We start from the raw sequence: 25,111 nt of genomic DNA, 5'->3' as shown, positions 1-25,111 counted from the left end.
ATTTTCTAATTAACATAACCTTTGTTATCAGTTTGGTTTTTGAATGATACTTTTATTGCAATCTGAGAACATTGGAATTGCGCGAACCATCTCATCGAGTAGCGCGTCATCCACAACAGCATACATGTCATTAGTTATACCCAATGTTAATGTAAGCTTATTTACTATTGTTACTAAACTATTATGCGATGCTACCACTATATTGTGATCAAATTTTGTGAGTTCTAAAAACGGAAATAAAGGTATTCCTCTATACTCCACACGCTCTCGACTGCATTTATTACTATTTTCGTCGATAAAATGGTCGTGAAAAATAGCTACAATAGCTTCACCGAACTGATCAACTATTTTATCTGTCGCCTCAGAAATACCTACTACTACAAACTCACCAGTGGGTAACGACTCTCTTGTTCGAAGGTTGATAATATTGTAATGATACTTACCTATTTTTGATTTAAGTTCGGCTTTTGTATTTAATTTAAAATGCTTGTTTAGCCACTTTATTTCTGCACTCATTGGAATATGGCCTGATTCGACAAGCGATAGGCAGTATTTGTAAGCAGTGTTTCCTTTGCAAACCCACCATAATTCAGCGAGCTTAGATACAGAAGAATACCCATTGTGCTGCAACAACCTATAGAAATATTGCAGTGCGTGGGGATAGAAATAATCTTTCATTGATTGGTGACGAACAAAGTGCTCTGCAAGTAAAAGTAATGATATGGGTGTATTTTTAGTGTATTTCGCGTACGCAAACGCATAATGACCGAAGGTTCGCTTAGAGAGCACTAATTGCGTGATTTTAGAGTCGATATCAGCATTACAGCCATCATCAAAATCATACTGTGTCCAGCTCGTTTTTCGCTGTCTTTTTATGAGCAATGGTAGATTGTCGACCAGTGAAGAAATTGACTTACCTGGGTTATAAATGCCATGCTCACGACAACGGTTCTCTACATACGCTCTAGACTTGTCAAAAGGTTTACTAAGTAAGCGTGATACAACATCAATAGTATTTTCTATTGTAGATAAAAAGTACCGTTCATCGTGCTCGAACTTTAGTTTGTATTTACGCTCTTTGGTTAGTAATAAGGTAGGTGAAGCTGTGGCTAGGTCAAATAAGTGACTTTCGTATTCCCTATGCAGCAGCATGAGGGCTCCTTTTGCATAATCTTTTACGTATGAGTCATCAATACTGAAATGAAAATTTTTATAGCGCCTTCCCATGTTGATGCAATGTTGCACCGCAGGGTTCTTCCTATCAAGATGGTGTACACGATATACTATCAAACGAAAAGGAAAGGCTTCTAGTAATCTTTTTAGCACATGAAGCATCTGACTTTCGACCCAATGTTCTTCAATACTTAGTAACGATAGATGATAGATTATTGCTGTTTTCTTCGAATCGTCGATGCTGAATACTTCATTGATAAATTCATCAAGCTTGGGGCTACCAAATGGTACAACAGCTACCGAGGAGGATTGTTGAGTACGTAAAAGCTTGGGGAATGTATTTCTATAAACATTTTCATGCAAAGTTGGTTGCTCAGTTGCACTTAATATATAGTCAAAACAAAACCCTCCACCATAGGTGAATAAGGTTGAGTAAATGGCGACATCTGTTCCGTGGGGCAAACCTATTCTGATGACATTTGGTGGAATGTAGTGGTAAATAGAAACGTTGGATTCAGGAAGTATTAACGCATCAAACTGCGCTAATTCGTCATGTGTTTCATCTGTAAAAACAAAAAAATTTACCGCATTACAATTAGTGTCAAACCAACTTCGATGATTTGTAAGATCTTGTTCGCTAACCACTGCTAAACAATCGACTTGCTCAAAAACATCTAACGACTCTATCAAACGGCGGAGTTGATTACTTGTTGCGGAAAAAGTAAACATTACACCAATTTGGTAGCGCTCTTTACTGGGTTGCAGGCGCACAAACAGCTCCCATGGTGTAGTCCTCTCTAGTCATTCGTTGTTTGTTAATAAAGCACATAAAATCTTATTTCATTCGACTCAATTTCTATCACTTCAGTGTATTGAATTGATGATTCTGTAGTGGCATGGTGAATTTGGCCACCTAATTAGAGCTACTATGATAGCAGCATAACAACATTAGGTAACAAAATGGCTAAGAAAAAAGGCTCGGATTTCAGTCCTGAGTTCAGATTCGAAAGAGCACAGTTGGTGGTTGACCAGGGTTAGTCCATAAAGAGAGAGCCGATGCGATGGGTGTCGGTTATTCCACGATTGGTAAATGGGTTCGCCAATTGCGCGAAGAGTGTCAGGGTAAAGCACCTCAGGCGATACCGATAATCGACGAGCAGCGCGAAATTCGTGAATTGAAGAAGCAAGTTGAGCATCTTGAATTAGAAAAGGAAATTTTAAAAAAGGCTTCAGTTCTGTTGATGTCGGACTCCATTAAACACTCGCGTTAATCGAGAGACTGAGTCAGAGCAATAAACGCCGTTATTCGATTAACCATTTGTGCGCGATATTGAATGTCCATCGCAGCACGTTTAAATAGTGGCAACCGCTTGACAAGCGTCCATCGCCGCAAACCATCAGGCTTTGCAGCCTTGTTCGTGAAGCGTATCGTCTGAGCGGCAGTTCAGCAGGGGCAAGAACCATCGCCGATATCATCACAAACGATGAATCGTACGATATTACCCTGACGCGTTATCGCACAGGGCGCTTAATGAAGGCAATGAATCTGGTCAGCTGTCAGCTTCCCAAACATGCATACCTGAAAGCAGCACAAGAACATGTTGCTATCCCAAACCTGCTGAGCAGGCAGTTCGCTGTCACCGAGCCTAATCAGGTTGGTGTGGTGATGTTAGCTTTATCTGGACAGACAATAGATGGGCATACCTGACAGTCGTTAAAGACTTGTTCGCGCGTAAACCAATAGGCTGGGTGATGATCTAATCACCTGATAGCAGCCTGACCTTTCAGGCACTGACAATCGCGTTTGAGTATCGCGGCCAGCCGAAGAACGTAATGTTCCATAGCGACCAAGGTACTCACTATACCAGTCGTAAATTCCGTCAGTTAATCTGGCGCTATCGTTTAACGCAAAGCATGAGTCGCAGAGGTAATTGCTGGAACAATAGCCTAGTGGAACGCTTCTTTAGAAGCATTAAATCAGAATGGATTCCAACCACAGGCTATCGAAGTTTTACAGAAGCTAAAGAAAGGTTGGTGATTATATTCTTGGCTATTGCAGCCGACTGAGACCGCATTCATACAACGGTAGGTTAACGCCGAATGAATCGGGGAAACGTTACTGGAATAGCTGCAACGGTGTGGCCAAAATGACTTGACCGCTACAAGTTTGTAATAGAGGTAAGGAATTTTTTACTTTGTCCGATAACACTATTACTCTAGTAACGATGCAACTAAACAATAATCAAAGTTTAAACACTGTGAATGTGTTTAAACTAGTTTTAAGTTTAGACGCGATATTTAATAGAAAACTGTAGGATTGATTCATGGAAAAGAAAAAAACCGAGAAGTACGGTGGCGCTAACTCAAGGGGTATGAATGTACTTGATGAAATATGTAACACGATTGATAAACACGGTATACCCACCGCAGATGTATTAGAGTCCTTTGCAATTTATGCTAGAAGAATAAATATAACGCGATTTCTGGCGCATTACGAGCTTTACAAGATGATAAAAGATTTACCCGGATGTATCGTAGAATGCGGTGTTTATCAAGGTAATAGTCTATTCGCTTTTGCAAAATTTCTTGAAATTTTTCACCCTGGAGATCGTATTCGCCATGTCATAGGTTTTGATAGCTTTCAAGGCTTGACTGACTTCACAGAAAAAGATGGTCCTATGTACCCCAATAGATCAAAAGTTAAAGGTGGATGGAGTGCGGGTGATTTCAAAGATGCATTCTACGAATTAGTTGATTTGTACCATGAAGATATGTTCGTTCCTCAAGCAAAACGCGTACAGATTGTAGAAGGAAATATATTAGAAACCGTACCCAAGTACGTCAATGACCACCCAGGGCTTCGTATTTCTTTACTTCACTTAGATGTAGATATTTATGAGCCAAACTTGTGTGCACTCAAGCATTTATACCCGAGAGTAGTACCTGGAGGCCTCGTCGTGTTAGACGAGTATGCAATGACTGAGTGGGGCGGAGAGAGCAGCGCTTTTGAAGACTACTTTGGTGAAAAAATGCCTGTCATGAAAAAATTTCCGTGGACCTCTACACCGGGTGGCTATTTTATTAAGGAATAAACTTATGCCACTGTCACATTATCAGAATCTACAAGGTGTGTATTCTAAAGATTCACACTTTTCTGAATCTTGTTTGGAGCATTACCTACAAGAAGGATGGGTATTACTCAAAGATTTTTACAATTTTGAGGAAGATCTTTTACCCATCCACAAGAACGTTAATCAATTAATTAAACTCAAGAGTGAAGAGCTAAATCTTCCCTTTGACATTGATGTTGATGATCGCATTAATAACGAAGTATTTTTAAAAATCTGTGAAAAAGATAGAGCAAAAGCAGGCGAAATATATCGCGCAACGCGTCATTTAGCAGCTACGCACAAACTGCTTCAAAAAGAGGAAAACATTCGTTTGGCTCAGTTTTTGATGAGTACTAATAATGTCAATGTGATCCCCTATGTGCCCTTGCGTATTGATATTAAAGGTGAAGAAAAATACCTTTTCGACTGGCATCAAGACTTCCCATACACCCAAGGCTCCACAGATGGAATCGTAAGTTGGGCTCCTCTATTTGACGTTATTAATGGAGAGGGTGGAATCAAGTTGATTCCAAGAAGTCATCATTGTGGAATTCTACCTGTAAAAGTTGCAGACAAGAAAAATGCCAATGCAAATGGAGCTCATACAATACGACTAGTGGAGCTTGATTCACTAGAGGACGAAGAGGCCTTTACGATAGATGTAAATGCTGGTGATGTGTTGGTGTTTAGTACACTTCTATTGCACAAGAGCATTCCACTTCCGACCCAAAAAATTCGCTGGACCACCCAGCTTCGTTACGCCAATTTTGATCAGAAAGAAGCTGTTATGAAAGGTTGGCCTGGTGGAATGATCGAAGGTAACTGGTTTGAAGATATCTATCCTGAATATGTGGTTAATAACTAACTCGAGGCAATAATGAAAGAAGAATTCACCTTAAATAACGTAGCCTCACAAACAACGAACGATGTAAGTTTCAAAGAACAAATGGAGGCTTTTTATAACTCTGCTAGTGGAAGTAATATTGAAAAACTGAATAACTTTACGCGATTTACTTCACGTCAAAGTTTAAGCCTTTTTTTAGCAAAAAATGAAATTTTTCAACATGTTTTACCCATTCATGGAAATATAGTGGAATGTGGTGTGTTTATGGGGGGCGGTCTTTTTACTTGGGCCCAACTAAGTGCTGTTTATGAACCCATTAATCACTGTAGAAAAGTAATTGGATTTGACACATTCGACGGTTTTCCTAATGTAAGTGAAATTGATAAAAGCTCCTCTGGAATTGATGAACATAAGGAAAAAGGCTCATATAAATTCAAACACAAAGAAGAGATTGAACGGAATATCGAGCTATTTGACTTAAATAGAAATATTGGCCACATCAGCAAAGTAGAACTAATCGAGGGAGATGCGTGTGAAACGATTCCCCAATATATGGACGAAAATAAACACCTTGTTGTTGCATTACTATATCTTGATTTTGATCTGTATGAACCAACCAAAGCTGCACTCAAGCACTTTCTACCTCGAATGCCCAAAGGTGCGGTAATAGCTTTTGACGAATTAAATCAAAAGCAATGGCCTGGCGAAACCATGGCAGTATTAGAAGAAGTAGGATTAAATAACATCCGTATACAGCGTGTTCCCTACACTCCTGCACTCTCATACGCCATACTTTAGGAAAATCGAAATTTTACAGAGAAGCGACACTAGTGAGAAAATTAACTCTAATGGTGCCGCTCGCTTTGTCTAATTTAATGAGATTGAAAAAAGCAGAGTCCATCACGTTTAATTAAATTTTGAATCAAGTATGACTTCTTAGAAATGAAACTATGATGATGACTTATGTTAAAATTGGGCCGATATATAAGCCCTTTCCCACCAATAATAATAGCTTCTAAATTCAACTCAGCGGTAAAAATACGATTCCATGTTTCAATGTCTGCGACATAACAAATGACATTAGGGTCTACATTTGCGGAGTTTGTCAGTAACTTCAAAGCAATAAACCGCTCCTCACCGACTTCTTCTAGATAAGTTTTGTTGATAAACCTTTCGAGTGAAGAAAGACAAAACTCAAATAGGCTCTGCGAATTTGTATTATCGTGAACAACTTTATGCCCTAATCCAACTGACATACTAGGCATAAGTTGTATAGCTTTGCTCTGCTTTTCTCGTAGGTATTCTTGAGCGAGCTCATACAAAGAATCACCATCAAGATAATTTTGGGGGTAATTGAATCTAGATTGATTCGCGTAGTAGTAAATGTGCTTTAATTTAAGGCCTATCAAATTAGCTTGGGTTGCTGAAAAATACGACTCAAAACGCTCTTTAATAATTAGCTTTCCTTCAGAAGCAGAAAGACTGGGGTAATTGATAGGGAAACAATCAGCGATACCATATTGTATTAAGAAAAAGATATTTTCTTCTTTATACTGTTTAATGACTTCATAAACAGCGTCACACATCTTTGAAGGCCATTTATGCCAATTGTCATTTGCATGTATTACTACGAAGTCTGCCGTTTGAATTGTAATCACCGCATCATATTCAGTAAAATCGGGATTAACAAATTGTTTGATGTAAAAAGGCCCAAACTCCACTCCTTCACCTATCGCTGTTGTATTAACTCCCAGAGAGTTATTTAAGCGACGCTCTAAACCGGGCGAGTCAAATTTCGAGCAAAAAAAACGCCTTTCTTTTAAATGATGTTTAATAAACCAGTCATCACAATGGTCATCATGGCCATGAGAGACGACAATACCCAGTTCCTCTTTAGTATTTATTAACTGCCATATATCGTCGTTACTTGGAGAAGGGCATTGATACCACCCGCCAAAGGCGTTAGAGATATACCAAGGGTCAGTAACTATTGAGTAACCTTTGTAGTTAATTTTTATACTTGCGTGATTCAAAAACTCAAATGCTTTCATTGTACTCCCTTGTCGGACTATTTTGCTAAGACATCAATTGCATACGTGTCAGCTATGGTTTTTATCTTTACGTAATTTATCAATTTCCTCTATTAGCACGGCACATACCTCCATAACTTGCTCTCGCGTAATGATTGGGGCTGAAGGAAGGTTTATTCCATGTTGCCCCAACTTGTAGCTCACTATGTTAGACTGACAAGCTCGGTTTATATCAGTAAAAGACTTAAACGCTTCTAGAGAAGACAGAGGATTAAAAAAAGGTCTGCAATCAACATTACGAGCGGCCATATTTTTAATAAGTTGATATTTGTCAATATCAAGCTCAGGGGCATACACAATTGTAGTTAACCAGAAGGAGCTCTCTATATTCTCTAATTCGGGGTTCAACCTGAGGTAAGAGTATTCTGATAAACAGTCTCGATACCAAGAAAATATTTCAACTTTCTTCGCTATAAGTTCCTCTGCACGTTCAATTTGAGCTAATCCTAGAGCAGCTTGAACAGGACTCATCTTATACTTGTATGCTACCTCTGAATTTTGATAATTCACATTCCCAGGTACCCTGCCGTGGTCCCGCAAAAACATCATACGTTCATAAAGCGCATCATCATTTGTCACTACCATACCACCTTCCCCAGTAGATATAGTTTTTGATGCGTGGAAACTAAATACAGCAGTATCACCAAAAGTACCTGCATATTGCCCCATGTATTTTGAACCAAACGCTTCTGCAGCATCCTCAAGAATTTTTATCTTGTAATGAGACGCTATTGCTTTAATTCTCTGGAACTCTGGCATTGAACCATACAGACCTACTGGGATCACAACCTTCGTTCTATCGGTAATTAATGATTCGAACGAATCAGGATCAAGACACCAGGTTTTCTCATTAATATCAGCCAGTTTCAAAGTTGCTCCCACATATGACACAGGAGCAACTGAAGCAATCCATGTTGCATCAGGGGCAATAACTTCATCTCCAGCACCAACGCCCATAGCTAACAGAGAGAGGTGAATCGCACTTGTACAATGAGGCACCGCGATGGCGTACTTTACCCCTATGTAGTCAGCGAACTTCTTTTCAAATGGCCCGTTATAAAGATTGTGACCGTCATACCAAGCATTTTGGGCAGCGTCCGCTGCATATGACACCTCTCTTTCAGTTATCCATGGACCAGCTAATGGGATACGTTTCAGAAACTATCTCCTGTTCTCATTTTTACTCTTGCAGGAACACCAATAACCGTTGTGTTATCAGGAACATGCTTTGTTACAACGGCACCAGCACCAACAAAACCATGTCGACCAACTTTTAATCGTGGTAATACGGTAGCATTTGCCCCAATGGTGGCATAGTCGCCAACCTCAATTAAACCCGTAAGCGTAGCCGTCAGCATTATATGAACACCTTGTCCGATGACAGTATCATGATCAATCGTCGCATTGGTATTGACTATGGTTTGACGCCCTAACCTTGCATTTTCTGAAATAGCCGAAGCGCCTAATATTTGGCAGCCTGGCTCAATGGTTGCACTTGAAGCAACCCATGCACTTGGATGTATTAGCGTTAAAGGCTCCATTCCTAATGCCATCAACTTATCAGCAACTTGACACCTAGCTTGCCCACTGGAGCCAATTGCGACAACGAAAAACCTAGGCAGATTTGCAGAACTAAGGTAAGTTTCAATTGCGTCTTCACCAGCTACAAAGATCCCTTCTTCAAATTGTGCGGTGGCATTAATATCCGTATCAACTAATGCCTCAATTTGGTAACCTAGCGCATGAATAACGCCTGCAACCACTCCTGCTTGGCCTGTTACCCCGCCCCATATCAAAACGCCCAATGTTGACATTGGCCTAATCTTTTACACATTTTAAATAGCCGTTAGGAGAACTACTTAATAACAATTTATTATTGATAAAAGAGTCATGTTCGAATCGGTCGGTAGCTTCTAAATAAACATCCATTGCAGTTTTGGGGTTGTTGCCTCTGCTCCACGGGCGCTCCCCCTATGTAAAGACGGCTCAATATATTCGACACAAGTATCAGCAACAACTAAATATTGCCCTCTCTTAACTAACGGCGCATAAATCTCGAGTTCTTTAAGCACATGCTCATGAGTATGATTCGAGTCCAAAATAACCATAACTTTCTTATCGCCCTCTACATAAGATAGAACTTCATCAAGGGTAGATTTATCCGTCGATGACCCCTCAATAAGCTTTATTCGTTTGCCCATTAGGTGAGTCTCTATGGTATCTCGGTTATGCTTTCGAATATCTACATCTATGCCAACAACCAAGCCATGGCCAAGCATCTCGAGAATAGATGCATACATAACAACAGAGCCACCTCTTGCAACGCCTGTTTCTATAATTACATCAGGCTTACTTTTCCAAATAATCTCTTGCATGACTAAGATATCAGTTGGATTCTGGATTATAGGTACCCCCATCCAGTTCCAAAGATAAGAATAATCGTGTTTATCAACTAGGTTGTACAATTCAATATTTTTTTTCTGGACTTGCTGGTCATTAGCAAGAGATTCCGCATTTTCTAGCTGAGATGCTGCAAATGCTTGTCTATCATCAATCATTATAGCTATCCTTTCTTTTCCACCTTGCAACTTCCCGTTAGAGAATAAGATTATACTTATTATTAACTATAAACCGTTTCATCAACTCTTCTACGTCGCTGGATAGTCTTTATTTGAGGTACAGCGACGATAAATTCACATTTTTCCGGAAGTTTATCATCCAGTACTGAAACTATCTCGTCGGCAATGTTCCAAGGCAGGATAAGTACAACATCCGGGGCAAATTCATTAAGTTTATCTGGTGACAATATGGGTATATGACTTCCAGGAAGCCACTTTCCTTGCTTTGACTGTGCAGCATCAAAAACCGCATCTACTATTTCTGTACCAATACCCGCATAATTTAATAATGTGTTTCCTTTGGCAGCCGCTCCATAGGCAACAATTCTCTTACCTTGTTCCTTAGCATTTGTCAGAAATTTTATTAATTCACCTGATATTACTTCAACGTCTCGCGGAAACTGTTGATATACAGCTTTTGAGAGCAAACCAAACGCTTCTTCTTCTTCAATAACAGTCTTTACATTCTCACTAACTGAACCAAAATTTACGCCATCCAACTTCTTAGCCCAAACGCGTAAGCTTCCACCATGAGTAGATAGTTTTTCAACATCAATAATTTCGAGGCCAACATCTCCCAGAATACTCTTAACTGCAACCAAGGATAAGTAGGAGAAGTGCTCGTGATAGATTGTGTCAAATTGTTTGCATTTTATAAGGTTGAGTAAATGAGGGAATTCTATACTTACTATACCAGCGTCAGCCAACATAGTTTCTATTCCGGCAACGAAATCATTTATATCTGGTACATGAGCCAACACGTTATTAGCAATAATCACATCAGCTTTAGGGTATTTGTCAAGAAGCTTTTTCGCTTGGCTAAAGCCAAAAAAACATTCTTCAATATTTATTCCTTTTTCTCTTGCTACTGTGGCAACAGCTGTCGTGGGTTCAACGCCTAAACAAGGAATATTGCGGTTTGAAATGTATTGGAGAAGGTAGCCGTCGTTTGCCGCCAACTCAACCACAAAACTCTGCTCCCCCAGCTTTTGACGCTTGACTAAATTTTCTACAAATATACGTGCATGTTCAACCCATGATAATGATGTAGATGAAAAATACGCATAGTCTTTGGTAAACAACTCATCGGCTCGAGTATAGTCCTCCGTTTGAACTAGCCAACACTGGTCACAAACTAATACCTTAAGCGGATAAACGACTTCCTTTTCAAAGTCTTGCTTGTTGGTTATATACGCGTTGGAGGGGGCATACTGCCTAAATCAATAAACGATGTTGTCAATGGATGCTGGCAATGACGACACTTCACAATAAAATTCCTGAAAAATTGTCAGTTAGAAAAGGAAACGCGCTATCACGCTCTGATTGATCTTTTATCGGCAATGGCCACGTAATGTTTAGTGCAGGGTCGTTAACATTGACCCCTCCTTCAAATTCGGGAAAGTATTCTGATGTATGCAGATACATCAACTGAGAATTGTCTTCTATACATTGAAAGCCATGTGCACATCCGGGAGGGACAACTAGTGCGTTATTTTTTGTTGCAGATAACATCACTTGAACTACTTGTAGAAAGGTTCTGGAATTTCTACGCAAATCTACCACAGCATCAAGCACCTCACCTTTAATACACCGAATTATTTTATATTCCAGTTGAGGTCCTAATTGATAATGGAGTCCACGCACAGTTCCCGAGTGTATATTTATAGAATGATTTATTTGTCTAATAGGTAAATTGTCAATCAGAGAATTCATCTGCTTTGAACAATACCATCGGCTAAAACTTCCTCGGGTGTCATGCAATCGCGAATTCACACACTCGAACAGGCCATCAATACCTGTTTCATGGCACTCAATCAACACGCCCAGTATGCTCCTCTCTTTCTCGCATCATTCTGATACTGTTCAATTTGTTCTGAAGTTATCACTTCATTGTTGCTATAGAAGCATTGATACCAACTGGCCGTTTTCTCAGCCGTTTTGTCAAATAACCAAATAGGCGACCAGTTCAAATGTTGGCGAGCTTTCTCACAATTAAGTTGTAGTAATACAGCCTCATGAGGTTGCATTTCTTTTTCAATATCCCAAACTAATTCTGGCCAAAACGCACTCATTTTGATTAATACGTCGCTCACACTATTCTGTTGAGCGATATCTGGTCCAAAATTCCATGCCCCTTCGACACTTGCTTCACCAGCAATCATGTGCTGCGCCAAACACAAGTATCCTGACAATGAATCTAAAACGTGTTGCCAGGGCCTTACAGCATTTGGATAACGAATTTTGACAGGATCACCGTTGGAACTGGCAATGACAACATCTGGGATAAGCCGATCTTTTGCCCAATCACCGCCACCTATGACGTTACCAGCCCTGGCAGTGGCTACCAATGTTCTCTGTCCGTCAAAGAAACTCTTTCTAAAGCTTTGAACTACGAGCTCACATGCTGCTTTAGAGGCGCTATATGGATCACTTCCACCAAGTTCTTCGTCTTCTTGAAACGGTATACCATGCTCAGGGTTTTCATAAACCTTGTCTGTTGTTACGACAACAATTCCAGCCAAGTTTTCAATGTTTCGAGATGCATTTAATAAATTAACTGTTCCGACAACATTGGTTGACCACGTATCTACAGGTTGCTCATATGACAGCCTAACTAACGGTTGAGCAGCTAAGTGAAATATGAGATCAGGTTTAATTTCTTTAACTACTCGCTCAATTGAAGCAGCGTTTCTTACATCGTCCACATAATGTCGGCAGTTGAGATTTAACAGCTCCCAATGAGAAGGTGTTGTATCTGGCTCAAGAGCATAACCTATAACTTCAGCCCCCAATTGCTGAAGCCATAATGCAAGCCAACTGCCCTTAAAACCTGTGTTACCTGTAATAAGAACTCTTTTCCCCCGAAAGCAATCTTGAAACACCTTACTCACCATAACTTCCAAGGAGGGTTATCTCGTTTCCAAAGAGTCTCTAGTTGATTTTTATCTCTTAACGTATCCATTGCTTGCCAAAACCCTTCATGTCTAAAAGCGTTTAGTTGGCCGGAATTAGCCAATTCCATCAGTGGTAAACCTTCGAAGCTGTCGTCATCACTATGTAGATAATCAAAAATATCCGGTTCAAGAATGAAAAAACCACCGTTTATCCACGCACCATCACCCGTCGGTTTTTCTTGGAAACGATTCACTTGATTACCTTGTATATCAAGCGCTCCGTAGCGTCCTGGCGGTTGAATAGCTGTAATAGTAGCGACTTTCCCTGCTTCTCGATGAGCTTCTAATGCCGCGAGTAAATTGATATCTGAAACACCATCTCCATATGTAAAGCAAAAAGTTTGATTATCTAAGTAATCTTTTACTCGTCTTAGCCTGCCTCCAGTCATACTCGTTTCCCCAGTATCAACTAGCGTAACTCTCCAAGGCTCTGCATGTTTTTCATGTACTTCCATTTGGTTGGAACGCATATCGAATGTAACATCAGAAGAATGAAGAAAATAATTAGCAAAATATTCTTTTATTACATAACCTTTGTAACCTAAACAAATAATGAAATCGTTAATCCCATAGTAAGAATAAATTTTCATTATGTGCCATAGTATAGGCTTGCCACCTATTTCAATCATTGGCTTGGGGCGCAGATGTGACTCTTCGCTTATTCTGGTTCCTAGTCCACCAGCTAATATGACCGCTTTCATAACTATGCCTCAGTTTTTAGTACACACTTAACGCCAACAAACTGGCGCTGAAAGTTATTATAGTTGTATTAATGCAACCAACGGGCCTAGCTTTTATTGCATGGCGAGTAGAGAGCAATAAAAAAGTTACCGTTGAGCTCCTCTAAGATTGAAACACGCATACTTTCAAATGGAAAAGCCCAGAAGCCTAAATTTAGCTAAAAAAGCTCGACAATACCTTATTATTAGCTAGCTCCAGTTATAGCCCAAGAGATCAACAGAACGGTCAGTGTAACGTATATAAAACTCCATTGCTGATTCAATCGTCATAGGAACTGTTGAAACCGGTTTCCTTGGTAATGCTAAAAAATTGTCCCAATGATACTTTGCCAGTTTCTCAGGTGCGATATCGGGTTCAAAAAACTCTACTTTATGCAGTCCAGAGTGATATATCTCTCTTTGGCTAGGTAACTTGCTGTGCTCAATAGCATCTTGAATTGAATTTACAACTAAACGGTCTTCATCACTCAGCCCACAATATATATTTTCATATGCTTTTTCAAAACTGTCCGAAGAGTATCCCCCCCAGTCTCTAATGCTTTCCATTTCTAGCTTAATCCAACCTAGTACAGCAGGTTTATTCAGAGAAACGGAACTTAAATTCCCCGACTTATTGAGGGATTGAATCATTGAATAATCAGATGCGATAAACACAGTGTGACCCAGACATAATTCTGGAAATAATATTCCATTTATATATTTTTGAGGATTATCCGAAGTTTCTTCAATGTAGCGATATAATTCTGGCAAAGAATTTTTGGTGGTTTCTCCGTTTGAAACCTTCTCACCTAAGCCACAACCAACATCAAACAGCGCCCAAGATCGAGACATACTTCGCTGAGATTAAGAAAACAAACCATCGAGGTGAAGTCAGGACTCATAGGAAGGAAAACTCGCCCATATACTTGCTTTACCTTTTGAACCACCCCTCTCTTAACGGCACCAGAGTAGATCTTACCATAACCATTTTTTTCCTGAGTATGACGACTAAAAAGTGGTTCCTTAAAGGAAAATCTGCGTTCTAACTCTTCAACCGCCGAATAAAGCTCTGGCTCAACGGTTTTTAATAATGGATGATAATCACCAAGATGAGGATTAGAGTTCGATAAAATAAAATGTTCGAATTGCCATGAAAGAATGTCGGGTAATTCGTATTTACTAGATAAGGATTTAATGTAACCCACTGCCTTAGGATGGAACATAAACTTTTCGTTGATTACAGTAATATACTCACCAACGGCGTTTTCTATTGCAAAATCCCAATTGTCAGGCATTGACAGTGAACTGGGAGCCTTCTTGTACTGAAATCTGGTATCTTTTAAAAAGCAAGCAACTTTTTCTTCACACGACTCTACAACACTATTATCCGCAATAATAACTTCAAAATCTTCACATTCTTGGGCTTTCAAGAATGACAAACACTTGTAAATTAAATCAGGTCTGTCTCTTGTAGGGAGAACAAAACTTATAAAAGGATTACTTTTCATTAACACGTCTATTTATCGAGTCTAAGTACATTGGCAATAGTAGATGGAAGCGCGGAGACAATCTCATCGACAAAACGCAATGACGCAATAATGACTACAGCTTCAGGTTCAAATTGACAATCTTCTAATTTAACTACTTCAAACTCCATTGCTTTGTTAATAAATGCGGCGTTTCTATCAATTACTTTTTCTATCCTCACGCTTGGTTTTAACTTGCAAAGATAATGCAATACCGCTCTTCCTAATTCCCCAGCACCATAAACATACAAGGGCTTATTTCTGTGAGGATAGAGTTTCCATCCTAGCATCGCTATGTCATCAAACGTTGACTTCTGCATGTGCTGTGTAGAAGTAACAAACTCTGGAAGGTTAGCCATTGATTTTGGAAGCACTTGTTTATAGAGTTCACAAAGCTGTTGCCGACTTTCATATCGCAGCATCTTTTTACTCAAACTGAAAGGCGTGTTGCGATACCACAACAAAGGTATTGGGATATTAGTAACTTTTTTGCCTGACATTGATAGTTTTAATATAAGCTGCCAGTCTTCTTCTCCCGCAAACTCGGAGCATTGAAACCCATTTACCTCTTCAAAAACCGACTTACGATAAAGTGCACTTATGCCGCCAACGCAGTTGTATAGCAATGCTGATGACCAATCCATAGCGTCATGAAACTGTATTAGCATGCCTTTGCCGTTCTCGTAGTCAGGTACACCATCTCCGTCAAAAAAGCTAAAGGCGACTGTAACCACATCTGCGCGCTCTCTAACCATTGCATTACAGCAAAGTTGCAATGCGTTAGGTGCAAGAATATCGTCATCATCGAGAAAAAAAACAAACTCACGATTAGTACTAGCCACACCTTTATTTCGCGCATTTGAGGCGCCGAGAGGTATATCACTATCTACAATCTTTATGTTTATATTGGAAAAGCGTGTCTCACTTACAAGCGCTTCTAACTTTTCTCTTTCTGTTTCGCTGCTAGCATCGTTTACAATCACAACATCGAGATCATCTCCCTGCTGATTGAGAGATGACAATGTGAAAGGCAAATAATCAATCCGATTATGGAATGGAATAATGATAGCCAAATCACTTATAGCTATATGCTCTCTAGCCATACAGTACTGAAAGAGTTCTTTTTCTTGGTGCTCTTCAATATAGCTTAATAGCAAACCCTCTTGATCAATAAAGCGTTTTTTATCCACATACTCCTTTTGTACTGACTTATGCCCGAACCATTGGATATCCCAATGATGACAATGCTCAACAGTCTTACGCAATGAATGTATAAAAAAACCAAGCCCGGCGTGACGCGAACAATAAATGCTATCAAACAGTGGCCTTTTAAAAAGCCAGAGCGCTAGTTCTGACGGAGCCTTCAATACAAGCTGTCTATGAGTATATTGGCTTTGTTCAATGCTTAAAAACTCGATATTGTCGTCATTTTCTGTCGGCACAAAAACCTGTCCATTCGAGTCAAATACAATGGCACATACATTTTTTAAGCTACTAGCTATTGCGTGAATTTCATCAAGCTCCTGCTTCCAACCTGCTACAAGAATTCGATTAGTCGTTGTCATTCTCTATACTCGCAATACTTGGCCTTTAAACTCGTGCTGTTCAAGTAGTGTTTGCATCGCATCTTGATGACTCAAAGAGCAAATGACAACAACACTGGAAGGGCTTAGGTCATACCTTTTTAACGCACTGACATTTAATCCTTTGCAAATTTGCCCTGCCTTAAATGAATCTATTACGACAGGAGTTATGCCCATGGCTATTGAGGTATCAATAACTCGCTCAGCAATGTCGTTAGCGCCAAATAGATATAGTGTCTCTATTTGTGCTTTATCTAACTGCGATACGCTTTTGCACAAAGCCTCAACTTTTTTATGTTTGTGTCTATTCTCAAATATGAAACCCAAAGAAGAAGCTATGTTGTTTTGCGCACGGGAATCTAACTCTAAGTCATGCTTTAGAGATTTAAGAAGCGCAAACTTTTCTTTTAATTCGATTGCGTAACTTTTCTTGTTGTGCCATCGAGTTGTTTGAATATGCTTTCGAAACTTGTTCATTGCTGCACATGAAAAAGCGATATCATGTGACAGTAATATCTTGTTATACAGCGCCCAATCGGCGCTGTACTTGAGTTGGCTCTCGCACAGAAAACCTTTTAGCACTGAGGCTCTAAACAACACCGCACTTACGTTTGGGATGAGATTGCGAAAAACCATATAACTGACAACAAAATCTCGACCATGCATGCAAAAATCTGATTCCCACAATCCATCGTCCGCATATTGTGTCGACGTATAGTCATATTTGGCAATATGATGACCTTTTTCATCAATTACTTGACTGTCACAATACGCCATACCCGCTGATGGATTTCTTGTCAGTAAACACAAGAGTTCTGAAAGAAATTCTGGCTCAGACTCATCATCACTCTCTGCTATCCATATATACTCGCCCCTGGCCAGAGATAGACCTTTGACCCACTGGTGAATAGGCAAGCCTGAGTTTTTTTCATTTATATCAAGTGCCACAACCTTTTCACACGTTGAGGCAAATCGATTTAGAACGTTACCACTATTATCTGGGCTCGCATCATCAAGCAAGATAATTTCTATGTTCTCATATGTTTGCTGAGAAATTGTATTGAGCCTTTGACTAAGAAAATCTTCGTGTCTGTAGCTAGGCACTATTACAGAAATTAAAGGCGTATACTGCGACAAATTTCCCCCTTTAGACACAACGATTACTCACTATCAAGTCCCCACCATCGTTTATTGTTTTCGATTTGTAGACGCCCTTCTTCAATGCTAACACCTTCAAAAAACAGTGATTCTGCATTCGGCTTACCAAGGCATACTACTCCTCGATTACCTAATTTATCGACGATATAGTCAGAATATTGAGCGCTATCTTTGGGTACCATAATATAGTTTGGAAAGTCGATGTAATGCATATCATCTGAAAACTTATCTAAAACAATTTCCGCATATGAACGTAAGCCTTCAGAAATTTCTTTGCTTTCTCCGACGAAATAGAGCTTAGGAATAATCAACTGAGCAATGTTTCGCTGTATCCAAGCCTTTACAACCCACGACGCCTTATTTATTGCGTGATATAAAGGCTTCTCACTATTGAGATATGCGTCGACGTCGCACTTAAAATTGAACTCTGGGTGGTGAAAAACAATAGTGAACGGATTGGTCAAATATCGTTCTATAACGTGAGCATCCGTATTCTCATCGACTTGAGTAATGATGCTTGATTTAGGCACATCAATGATACTTGTCATTTGTTCCTGGGCATTGCACAACAAGGTCACATCACTTTTGCCCGAGTCGACGAGCCAGTGTTTTTTCTCACCTGCAACTGCGTTTAAATATTTTTCTATGAAAAGATTTTGAGTGTCACTTAACATGGACGATGCGACAAAAGGTTGGCTTTGCTCTCTCATAAACACCGCTTCGCGCTCGGGAACGAAACTAGAGACGTGATCAAAGGTTTGGTGCTCTTGCAAAATAGCGCTACGGATAGTCTTTATTGTGAGTAGCCATGTCTCTCTCAACCTGTTAAGGCGATCAACTTTATCGCTTTCCGCTTCGGCGGAGTATAGTAGCTTGCTAAAAGCGGAATTGGCAAAATTTACAGTGCCATAAAGATAATAGAAAAGAAGTGATTTACCTTGTTGATATGATGTTAATAATTTTTCTTTCAGTTTTTCAGTGTAACGTTCAGCGTCATCTGTAGACTCAAACACAGTTTTTGTAATGTCCACAAAATCATTCAACTGTGACGCCAACGTTGGCTGCAAATAGAAACTGTCATATTTGGCAAGAAAATCGTAGCCTTCACTCAATGGTTCGAACGCCTTTGTTTTTACTTTTTTGAGCGCTTCTTCTTTGTCTGAAGCTGTAGATACCAACAATATATCTTCAACTGCTAGAGGCTTAGTTCCAGATATTAAGGCACCGTCGCTAGTATTGAAACAGTCGATTTGCACTTTACTTAACGTGCGCTCAATTATCGCTTTTGAAACTTTGAACTCATATTTGGTAAATACTGTTTGTCTAAAGTTTCCCGGCACAACGATATTTGTATTGTGCCTTTTCTTATAGCTATATTTTTCTTTACCTTCATCATCATAATAGCCAGACTGCATAGAGTGGTGTTTATCTTGATGGGCAAAACCAAGATCTATCCCAAATAAGTAGAGTTGCTGAAAACCCAAGAGCGTAAATAAGTTAATTGCAAAGTTCGACACCGTAGGGTACGCGAACTGTAACTCTTCATAGTTCTTCTCTCCCAGCAAATTTAATGACGATACAGTAGAGGACTCTCCTTCCTTAAACGCAATAAAGGCATTTCGAAATAGCTCACACGTGTCTGGGTGAATGCCATTACATGATAAAAGGTCGACGTCCTTTAAATAGTTGAAATCATCAATTCGACAACTCCAATCGAATGTAGAGCGATTTTGCTCAATCTCTGCATGAAAATCGGGAGCGATTCCATTTTTATACAAAGGCATCAATGCTGTCCCGCATGAAACAATTATTGCTTTATCTCTCATTGACTTGATAGTTGCGATAGTACTATCAAGTGATGGACCATTACCCACAATGAAAACGGGAACATCTTTGTCAGCAAGCGACAATTTGTTTGCCGGATTGCTCTTCAACAGTGGGTAATTACGACTAATTGTTTCTTTGGTATGTGCAATACCATAGCGAGCATGATCAAAGTTCTCGCCCATCGCAATAACAACTTGCAGCTGTTCACGCAACTGGCTGATGGTATTCACCATTGTTGTGTTGTAGTACGTTTGATAAAAATAGGTATTTGCAAGTATATATGGACCTACGGAGTAGAACTGGTTTAGCAAATCTCTAAACAAATTAGAGCCATCATCACCGACATTAATGTATAAACGCCCACCAGCTTCATCAACGCGCCGCAAGATTGACGCCCAATCGATTATGAAAAGTGAGGCGTTGAAGAGGTCTCGATTAGGCTCACAAACGAAGAGTTTTTCAACTTCATTGCTTTCAAACAAGGTTTCTAATTGAGGTCCGATACCAAATAAGATAAGCGACTTAATTTGCGCAGGCAGTTTACTTGTCTTGTCACCCGCCTCTTTCAGTAGTTTTTCTGCTTTTTTAACAAATTGAAAGTGATGGTAGTGTTTAAGCTTTACGCCGTTATAACCAAGTATAAGACCGTCTTTGTTCGGATAATCTTTAAAATTTTCAAAATTGGTTCGAGCATCTTCAAATAGCGAATTACTATACCAATTCGATAATGACACGCGACTAACCACATTAGTCGTGCCTTCATCACTTTGCACAGGAAACCAATAAATTGGCTGATAGAACTCAAATTCTTTGGCGATACTAGGCACATAACGTTTAAATGCTTCTATATTACGCGTAAAGAGACCTTCTTTTTGTGCAACTTTCAAACTCCTCATCGGAATAGCTTTATTCCAATGAGGCAGGATATTCTCCTGTGACTGTCGCAACTGTCGGCTGATACCATACTTTTTGAGCTGTGCCCAGCTTGATGTTAGTACTGCGTTTTCTAACGTGTTAAAAGTATTGCAGTTGTAGTGTCGATATAGATAAAATCCAGATATAGGGTAATGCGTGTTCAGTTCTTCTATGTCAGTAGATAGCGATGTAGCGTCATTTTTTAACTGAAAATAAAGTGCTGTTCCTTTGCTTTTCGCGGTTTCTAATACACTCTTCCAATCTAGTGCGTATAAAGATGCCAGAAAGTACTGTTCCTCTGGTTCGTATATTACAAGATGTTTTACATTGTGTTTTTCAACTAACGTACGAATATGGAAGCCTAAGCCAATCCCCATAACAATGAGTACGTCAATATCATCGACTAAAGGTGGCTGCGACATATATTTATTGTACATTGAAGAAAAATCATTTTCTTGCGATGCCAAAGTGACTTCACCTTTCAAATCGCAATACGTACAGTGATAAGACTTTTCTATATATTGCGCTTGAACCTCATTTTCAGGTTCGAGATCGTAAAGCGCATGTCCATTACTGTAGTTAACAATATTCAATTCGCCGTTTCGATTCGTAAAAATTGAAATATCATGAGTTTTCCCTTGCGCAATCGTGTCTGCTAAGTTTGGTATGTAGGCTTTAAATGCTGAAAGGTTTCGCCGAAAATTTCGCATCGCGCTTCCAGCAAGCTTTTTCTCAAGTTCACTCTGTTTCTCTTCATTTGAATCTAAGTGAATTCTAATATCTTTTAGCATATTAAATATGGCTCCAACGCCTTACTTCATGGTAATTTTTGTTGATTTTTACATATCGGTAAGAAACAGCGACGAAATACTGACACCACAAAAATAGTGTGCCTATTGTTTATAGGAGAAAGCAAGCATCATACAAATAAACTGAAGGCTCAAGCGGCCATCATACTGACTTCTATTTGTATTTTTTGACCGCTGCCTTGCCTCTCACAAACTGAATGATTTCTTCTTTGGACGACTGAAGCAAGCTTTGAGCCACTTGTTCTAGCGCGCGATTTACGACTATTTCTTTTTGCGCAAACTGACGTTTTTCATCATCGTGAAGCGAATGTAAATGCGCATTGATAACTTTATCACGCTGCAATAGCAGTGCCTTTAGTTCGGCGTAATCGGTAGGATCTTCTTTATCTAGCTGCGCTACGATATTTGCATTTAAATCTCGCAGCGCTTCTGGAGTCAGAGAATGATTTAATTCTTTTAAATTCACACAGCTTGTCGTTTTTGACGCTGAGCTTCGTAAGCTTCCTGTTTTGCTTCTTCAGGAATTTGAACCCAAGCATCTCGAATTGGTGCTAACAGGCTAGACACTTCATCTAAAATATTCAAGTCGTTGTTAATATGGGCATCACTTAAGCGCTCAACCATGTAGTTGTATAAGGCGAACATGTTGTCTGCGACTTCACCGCCCGCCTCAAGATCTAACGTATCTCTTAGGTGCATAATTATTGCGCTGGCTTTTGAAATGTAATTAGCCTTTTCAACAAAGTCTTTGCGTTCCATAGCCCCTTTCGCATAAGCGATTCGGTCTAGTCCACCTTGAAGTAACATTAAAGTCAGCTTATGAGGGTCGGCATTGGCAACATCTTGCTTGAGGTTACCTTTGCGATACGCATTTATACCTTTGAGTGACATAATATCTCCAACTCTTCTCTACTTACAACGACGCTAACAACGCAGAGCCAGTTTGATTTAACTGGGCTACGGTTTGGTCAAGATTCAAATACTTATCACGAAGAATACCTTCGTAACTTAACATGCGTAGTTCTAGCGTTTCACGTTCATCAAAAATCTCATCGCGAGTATCTTTAGCAGCTCGTTCGCGAAGGCTGATAAGGCCGCTAAACGACGTGTATTCACTAGAGAAATCATACAGTCTAGAGGCTATTCCTTCTTCGTCATCGGTAAATAATTTAGCGATTTCATCAAAGTTATCCTCTAGTGCATCGGCTAGTCGGTCTTCACCTGAGCCAAGCCCGAAGTCTGTGGTGCCGATTTCCAGTTTTCCCTCATCGTCAAACTCAATACCTATTTGGAACAAGCCACCTAATGCAGATGAGCTCACATTGTCACCAATGATTGACGCCAAGCCCGTCTGAATGCCTCGCAATAAGGAATCTCCCGCTAACGCGCCATCTTCTTCAAGCTCAGATTCACCATAACGCGTGAGCGTTCTAATCTCATCGATGAGGGAATTGTAATTATCGACAAAGTCTCGAATTTTTTTATCTAAACCGTCTTTATCAAAACCAATATTCAGCTTTGTTGCTAAAAAGTCGCCTACAGAGTCTTTCGGAGATACTTCGTTAACTTCAAACGACACGTTTTGAATTGTGTTTTCAAACTCATTTGAGCTACTTTGCACTTCAATGCCATCAACATAAGCAATTGCATTTCTAGCACTCTCGATGTTTGCTGCACTGATATTCGCAGTTCCGCCTGTGGTAGACAGCCTATCTAACTCAGCTGCACCTGTATCGTTGGTGATAACAAGGTCATTTCCTTCCCCTGTCTCGCTTGATGAAAACACTAGGCGAGGGCCAGCCGTTGTCTTAGGTGTCGATAATATTTGCTGTTACGCCAAAATTATCTTCAGCGCTGTTTATCGCTTCGCGAAGCTGAGTTAAGGTTGTTCCCGCAGAGATGTTAATGGTAAAGCTCTCACTTCCTCCTACATCAAAGGTAAGGGATCCTGTTCCTGAAGTAAGGACAGAGTCACTACTAGAGGTGAACGCACCGTCGTCTGTGGTGATTCGGCTGCCCGCTGCCAATTGCTCAACGGTAATTTCATACGTACCGCGAAGCGCAGAGTTTGATGCTTCCGCAGACAATACATCATTGTCTTCTGATGGGTTTGTAATAGTAGGCTCTCGACCATTTATGCCGTTATCACTTCTCAGTTCATCAACGGCATCCTTGAAATCAGAGAGTTTCGATTTAATTTGACCAAGGCCTGAAATTTCAGCCTCATTACGCTCTTCTTTTGCATTAAGACGCGCCTCTTTAGGCTGCCTCTCTGCGCTCAAAAGCTGCTGCACAAGATCGTCAAGGGCTAAGCCTGATCCTACACCTAGAGACTGAATTGTCATACATTACCTCATTAAACCTGGTTGTTGATAAACACTCCTACACTGTTGCCAACATCTTGTTGCAACTCTTGAATACGCTCGGCAAGTTTTAGTACTTCCTCGGAAGGAATTTGCCGTATCACGTCTCCAGAAGACGAATCTTTTACCGTCACTACCGAACGTTTTGTATCTTCGTCGATAGTGAACGCCAAATCGCGATTCTGAACTTTTAAGAATGATTCAACTTTTGCGACAGCTTCCTCGAGCTGTGCGCCGCTACTCTCACTAACTTCTGTATCGGCCTGTTGCCGAGAAGCTTGAGACAAATTTTGATTCACTGAAACCGTATTTGACCCAAGACGTTCTGCGCTCGGGTTAGCTGTGCCCTGTTCCTGAGAGAAAGACTGTTCGTTTCCAGAATCAGATTCTGGCGATACTGCTTTATCTACACGCGCAACTTCTGCTTGTGAACTTTGTGTCACAGATGCAAAAGCTTGGCCACTTTGGGTATTCTGAATTTCCACCTAATACCTCCTTACTGAAACGACAAAACGGGTAATTGCTAAAAAAGCAAACACCCGTTACATCTCAATTAAGGTAACTAATTATAGTATAGCTTATCCAAGCAGAGACAACGCAGTTTGAGGGCGCTGATTTGCCTGACTGAGAACTGAAACAGATGCCTGCTGGATTATCTGATTTCTAGTCAATTCAGCAGTTTCCGTAGCAAAGTCAGTATCTCTGATTTGCGAACGTGCTGATGACAAGTTCTCACTAATGTTACTTAGGTTACGAATGGTTGATTGGAAACGGTTTTGAAGCGCACCTAAATCCGCACGAACCGCCCCGATACCGGAAATAGCACCGTCGATGTCAGAAAGCAAAGATGAAGCTCCTGAAGCTGTCGATACATCGTTGCTAGTGATACCCAAGCCTGTGGCGCTAAAGCCGCTGATTGAACCTAAGCTACCAGAAGATAGGTTAACTGAGATAGTCTGACCTTCGTTAGCGCCTACCAGGAACTTCGCAGAGAAATTGCCGTCAAGTAGGTTAACGTTACCGAACTGAGTATCTGTCGCTATACGCGAAATCTCAGTGCGCAGTGCAGAAACTTCTTTTTGCAGTGCCAAACGGTCAGCAGAGCTGTTGATGCCGTTTTGTGATTGCACTGCTAGAGTACGGATACGCTGCAAGCTTGTGGTAACTTCGCTTAGCGCACCTTCAGCTGTTTGCGAAAGAGAAATCGCATCGTTGGCATTACGAACAGCTTGGTTAAGACCTTGAACCTGTGATGTAAGACGATCTGAGATTTGAAGACCAGCGGCATCATCTGCAGCACTGTTAATACGGAATCCCGATGAAAGTCTTTCAAAAGATGTGTTTAGACGATCGTTAACGTCAAAAAGCTGACGCTGTGCATTAATCGACGACACATTAGTATTTACAAATAAAGACATTAGA

22 protein-coding genes and 3 pseudogenes are annotated in these 25,111 nt (G+C 40.2%); 4 read left to right on the top strand and 21 right to left on the bottom strand.

Annotated features, from left to right (window positions below; genetic code table 11):
• Positions 1-27: 27 nt before the first annotated feature.
• The gene (locus tag V6N89_RS05270; protein ID WP_338516648.1) at positions 28-1,944 is read right to left on the bottom strand and encodes a hypothetical protein; all 1,917 of its coding nucleotides are present in this window, start codon (positions 1,942-1,944) and stop codon (positions 28-30) included.
• 189 nt (positions 1,945-2,133) lie between these two features.
• Here V6N89_RS05270 and V6N89_RS05265 point away from each other — a divergent pair.
• The 4 genes and pseudogenes from V6N89_RS05265 (at position 2,134) to V6N89_RS05250 (ending at position 5,925) form a co-directional block, all read left to right on the top strand.
• Positions 2,134-3,329: pseudogene (locus tag V6N89_RS05265) on the top strand (IS3 family transposase).
• A gap of 168 nt (positions 3,330-3,497) precedes the next feature.
• A complete protein-coding gene (locus V6N89_RS05260) occupies positions 3,498-4,265 on the top strand; it encodes a TylF/MycF/NovP-related O-methyltransferase (protein WP_338516647.1) in 768 nt (255 codons plus the stop codon).
• A gap of 4 nt (positions 4,266-4,269) precedes the next feature.
• Positions 4,270-5,148: a phytanoyl-CoA dioxygenase family protein gene (locus V6N89_RS05255; RefSeq protein WP_338516646.1), complete on the top strand. Its 879-nt coding sequence runs from the start codon at positions 4,270-4,272 to the stop codon at positions 5,146-5,148.
• A gap of 12 nt (positions 5,149-5,160) precedes the next feature.
• Positions 5,161-5,925, top strand: coding sequence for a TylF/MycF/NovP-related O-methyltransferase (locus tag V6N89_RS05250; RefSeq protein ID WP_338516645.1), 765 nt, complete (start codon positions 5,161-5,163; stop codon positions 5,923-5,925).
• A 74-nt stretch (positions 5,926-5,999) separates the two neighbouring features.
• On the opposite strand, the gene V6N89_RS05245 is transcribed toward V6N89_RS05250, so the two are convergent.
• The 20 genes and pseudogenes from V6N89_RS05245 to V6N89_RS05160 all read right to left on the bottom strand — a co-directional run bounded on the left by V6N89_RS05245 (position 6,000) and on the right by V6N89_RS05160 (position 25,107).
• The gene (locus V6N89_RS05245; RefSeq protein ID WP_338516644.1) at positions 6,000-7,178 is read right to left on the bottom strand and encodes an MBL fold metallo-hydrolase; all 1,179 of its coding nucleotides are present in this window, start codon (positions 7,176-7,178) and stop codon (positions 6,000-6,002) included.
• A 48-nt stretch (positions 7,179-7,226) separates the two neighbouring features.
• On the bottom strand, positions 7,227-8,330 hold the full coding sequence (locus V6N89_RS05240; RefSeq protein WP_346993501.1) for a DegT/DnrJ/EryC1/StrS family aminotransferase: 1,104 nt from the start codon (positions 8,328-8,330) through the stop codon (positions 7,227-7,229).
• A gap of 41 nt (positions 8,331-8,371) precedes the next feature.
• On the bottom strand, positions 8,372-9,031 hold the full coding sequence (locus V6N89_RS05235) for a NeuD/PglB/VioB family sugar acetyltransferase (protein WP_338516643.1): 660 nt from the start codon (positions 9,029-9,031) through the stop codon (positions 8,372-8,374).
• Positions 9,032-9,035: 4 nt separating this feature from the next.
• On the bottom strand, positions 9,036-9,146 hold the full coding sequence (locus V6N89_RS21690; RefSeq protein ID WP_431189769.1) for a hypothetical protein: 111 nt from the start codon (positions 9,144-9,146) through the stop codon (positions 9,036-9,038).
• A complete protein-coding gene (locus V6N89_RS05230) occupies positions 9,131-9,775 on the bottom strand; it encodes a CmcI family methyltransferase (protein WP_338516642.1) in 645 nt (214 codons plus the stop codon). Before V6N89_RS05230 ends, V6N89_RS21690 begins: the two co-directional genes overlap by 16 nt.
• Before the next feature lie 62 nt (positions 9,776-9,837).
• Positions 9,838-10,917 (bottom strand): class I SAM-dependent methyltransferase, encoded by a 1,080-nt coding sequence (locus V6N89_RS05225; RefSeq protein ID WP_346993500.1) that lies wholly within the window; start codon positions 10,915-10,917, stop codon positions 9,838-9,840.
• Positions 10,918-10,971: 54 nt separating this feature from the next.
• Positions 10,972-11,025, bottom strand: a pseudogene (locus tag V6N89_RS21685) (hypothetical protein); the annotation flags it as partial.
• A 73-nt stretch (positions 11,026-11,098) separates the two neighbouring features.
• Positions 11,099-11,608 (bottom strand): dTDP-4-dehydrorhamnose 3,5-epimerase family protein, encoded by a 510-nt coding sequence (locus V6N89_RS05220; protein ID WP_346993783.1) that lies wholly within the window; start codon positions 11,606-11,608, stop codon positions 11,099-11,101.
• Positions 11,609-11,649: 41 nt separating this feature from the next.
• Positions 11,650-12,717 (bottom strand): CDP-glucose 4,6-dehydratase, encoded by a 1,068-nt coding sequence (rfbG, locus tag V6N89_RS05215; protein WP_338516639.1) that lies wholly within the window; start codon positions 12,715-12,717, stop codon positions 11,650-11,652.
• 5 nt (positions 12,718-12,722) lie between these two features.
• Positions 12,723-13,490, bottom strand: coding sequence for a glucose-1-phosphate cytidylyltransferase (gene rfbF / locus V6N89_RS05210; RefSeq protein WP_338516638.1), 768 nt, complete (start codon positions 13,488-13,490; stop codon positions 12,723-12,725).
• A gap of 228 nt (positions 13,491-13,718) precedes the next feature.
• Complete coding sequence (locus tag V6N89_RS05205; protein ID WP_346993499.1) at positions 13,719-14,360, bottom strand: hypothetical protein; 642 nt, start codon at positions 14,358-14,360, stop codon at positions 13,719-13,721.
• Positions 14,318-15,016 carry a glycosyltransferase gene (locus V6N89_RS05200; RefSeq protein WP_346993498.1) on the bottom strand — a complete coding sequence of 233 codons (699 nt, stop codon included), beginning with the start codon at positions 15,014-15,016 and terminating at the stop codon, positions 14,318-14,320. The genes V6N89_RS05205 and V6N89_RS05200 overlap by 43 nt, the downstream gene beginning before the upstream one ends.
• Positions 15,017-15,024: 8 nt before the next feature.
• Complete coding sequence (locus V6N89_RS05195; protein ID WP_346993497.1) at positions 15,025-16,599, bottom strand: glycosyltransferase family 2 protein; 1,575 nt, start codon at positions 16,597-16,599, stop codon at positions 15,025-15,027.
• Positions 16,600-16,602: 3 nt separating this feature from the next.
• A complete protein-coding gene (locus tag V6N89_RS05190) occupies positions 16,603-17,754 on the bottom strand; it encodes a glycosyltransferase family 2 protein (RefSeq protein ID WP_338516633.1) in 1,152 nt (383 codons plus the stop codon).
• Between the two features lie 23 nt (positions 17,755-17,777).
• Positions 17,778-21,308, bottom strand: a complete 3,531-nt coding sequence (locus tag V6N89_RS05185; RefSeq protein ID WP_338516632.1) for a motility associated factor glycosyltransferase family protein — start codon at positions 21,306-21,308, stop codon at positions 17,778-17,780.
• 172 nt (positions 21,309-21,480) lie between these two features.
• Positions 21,481-21,792 carry a hypothetical protein gene (locus tag V6N89_RS05180; RefSeq protein WP_338516631.1) on the bottom strand — a complete coding sequence of 104 codons (312 nt, stop codon included), beginning with the start codon at positions 21,790-21,792 and terminating at the stop codon, positions 21,481-21,483.
• On the bottom strand, positions 21,789-22,217 hold the full coding sequence (gene fliS / locus V6N89_RS05175; RefSeq protein WP_338516630.1) for a flagellar export chaperone FliS: 429 nt from the start codon (positions 22,215-22,217) through the stop codon (positions 21,789-21,791). The genes V6N89_RS05180 and fliS overlap by 4 nt, the downstream gene beginning before the upstream one ends.
• Before the next feature lie 22 nt (positions 22,218-22,239).
• Positions 22,240-23,671: pseudogene (fliD, locus tag V6N89_RS05170) on the bottom strand (flagellar filament capping protein FliD).
• A gap of 11 nt (positions 23,672-23,682) precedes the next feature.
• Positions 23,683-24,174, bottom strand: coding sequence for a flagellar protein FlaG (locus V6N89_RS05165; protein WP_338516628.1), 492 nt, complete (start codon positions 24,172-24,174; stop codon positions 23,683-23,685).
• A 93-nt stretch (positions 24,175-24,267) separates the two neighbouring features.
• A complete protein-coding gene (locus V6N89_RS05160) occupies positions 24,268-25,107 on the bottom strand; it encodes a flagellin (protein WP_338516627.1) in 840 nt (279 codons plus the stop codon).
• Positions 25,108-25,111 lie beyond the last annotated feature (4 nt).

The sequence above is a fragment of the Alteromonas gracilis genome (genome assembly GCF_036870955.2).
Lineage (GTDB): Bacteria > Pseudomonadota > Gammaproteobacteria > Enterobacterales > Alteromonadaceae > Alteromonas > Alteromonas gracilis_A.
The sequence above is the reverse complement of the archived record's forward strand: the minus strand, read 5'-3'. Positions and strand labels throughout refer to the sequence as shown.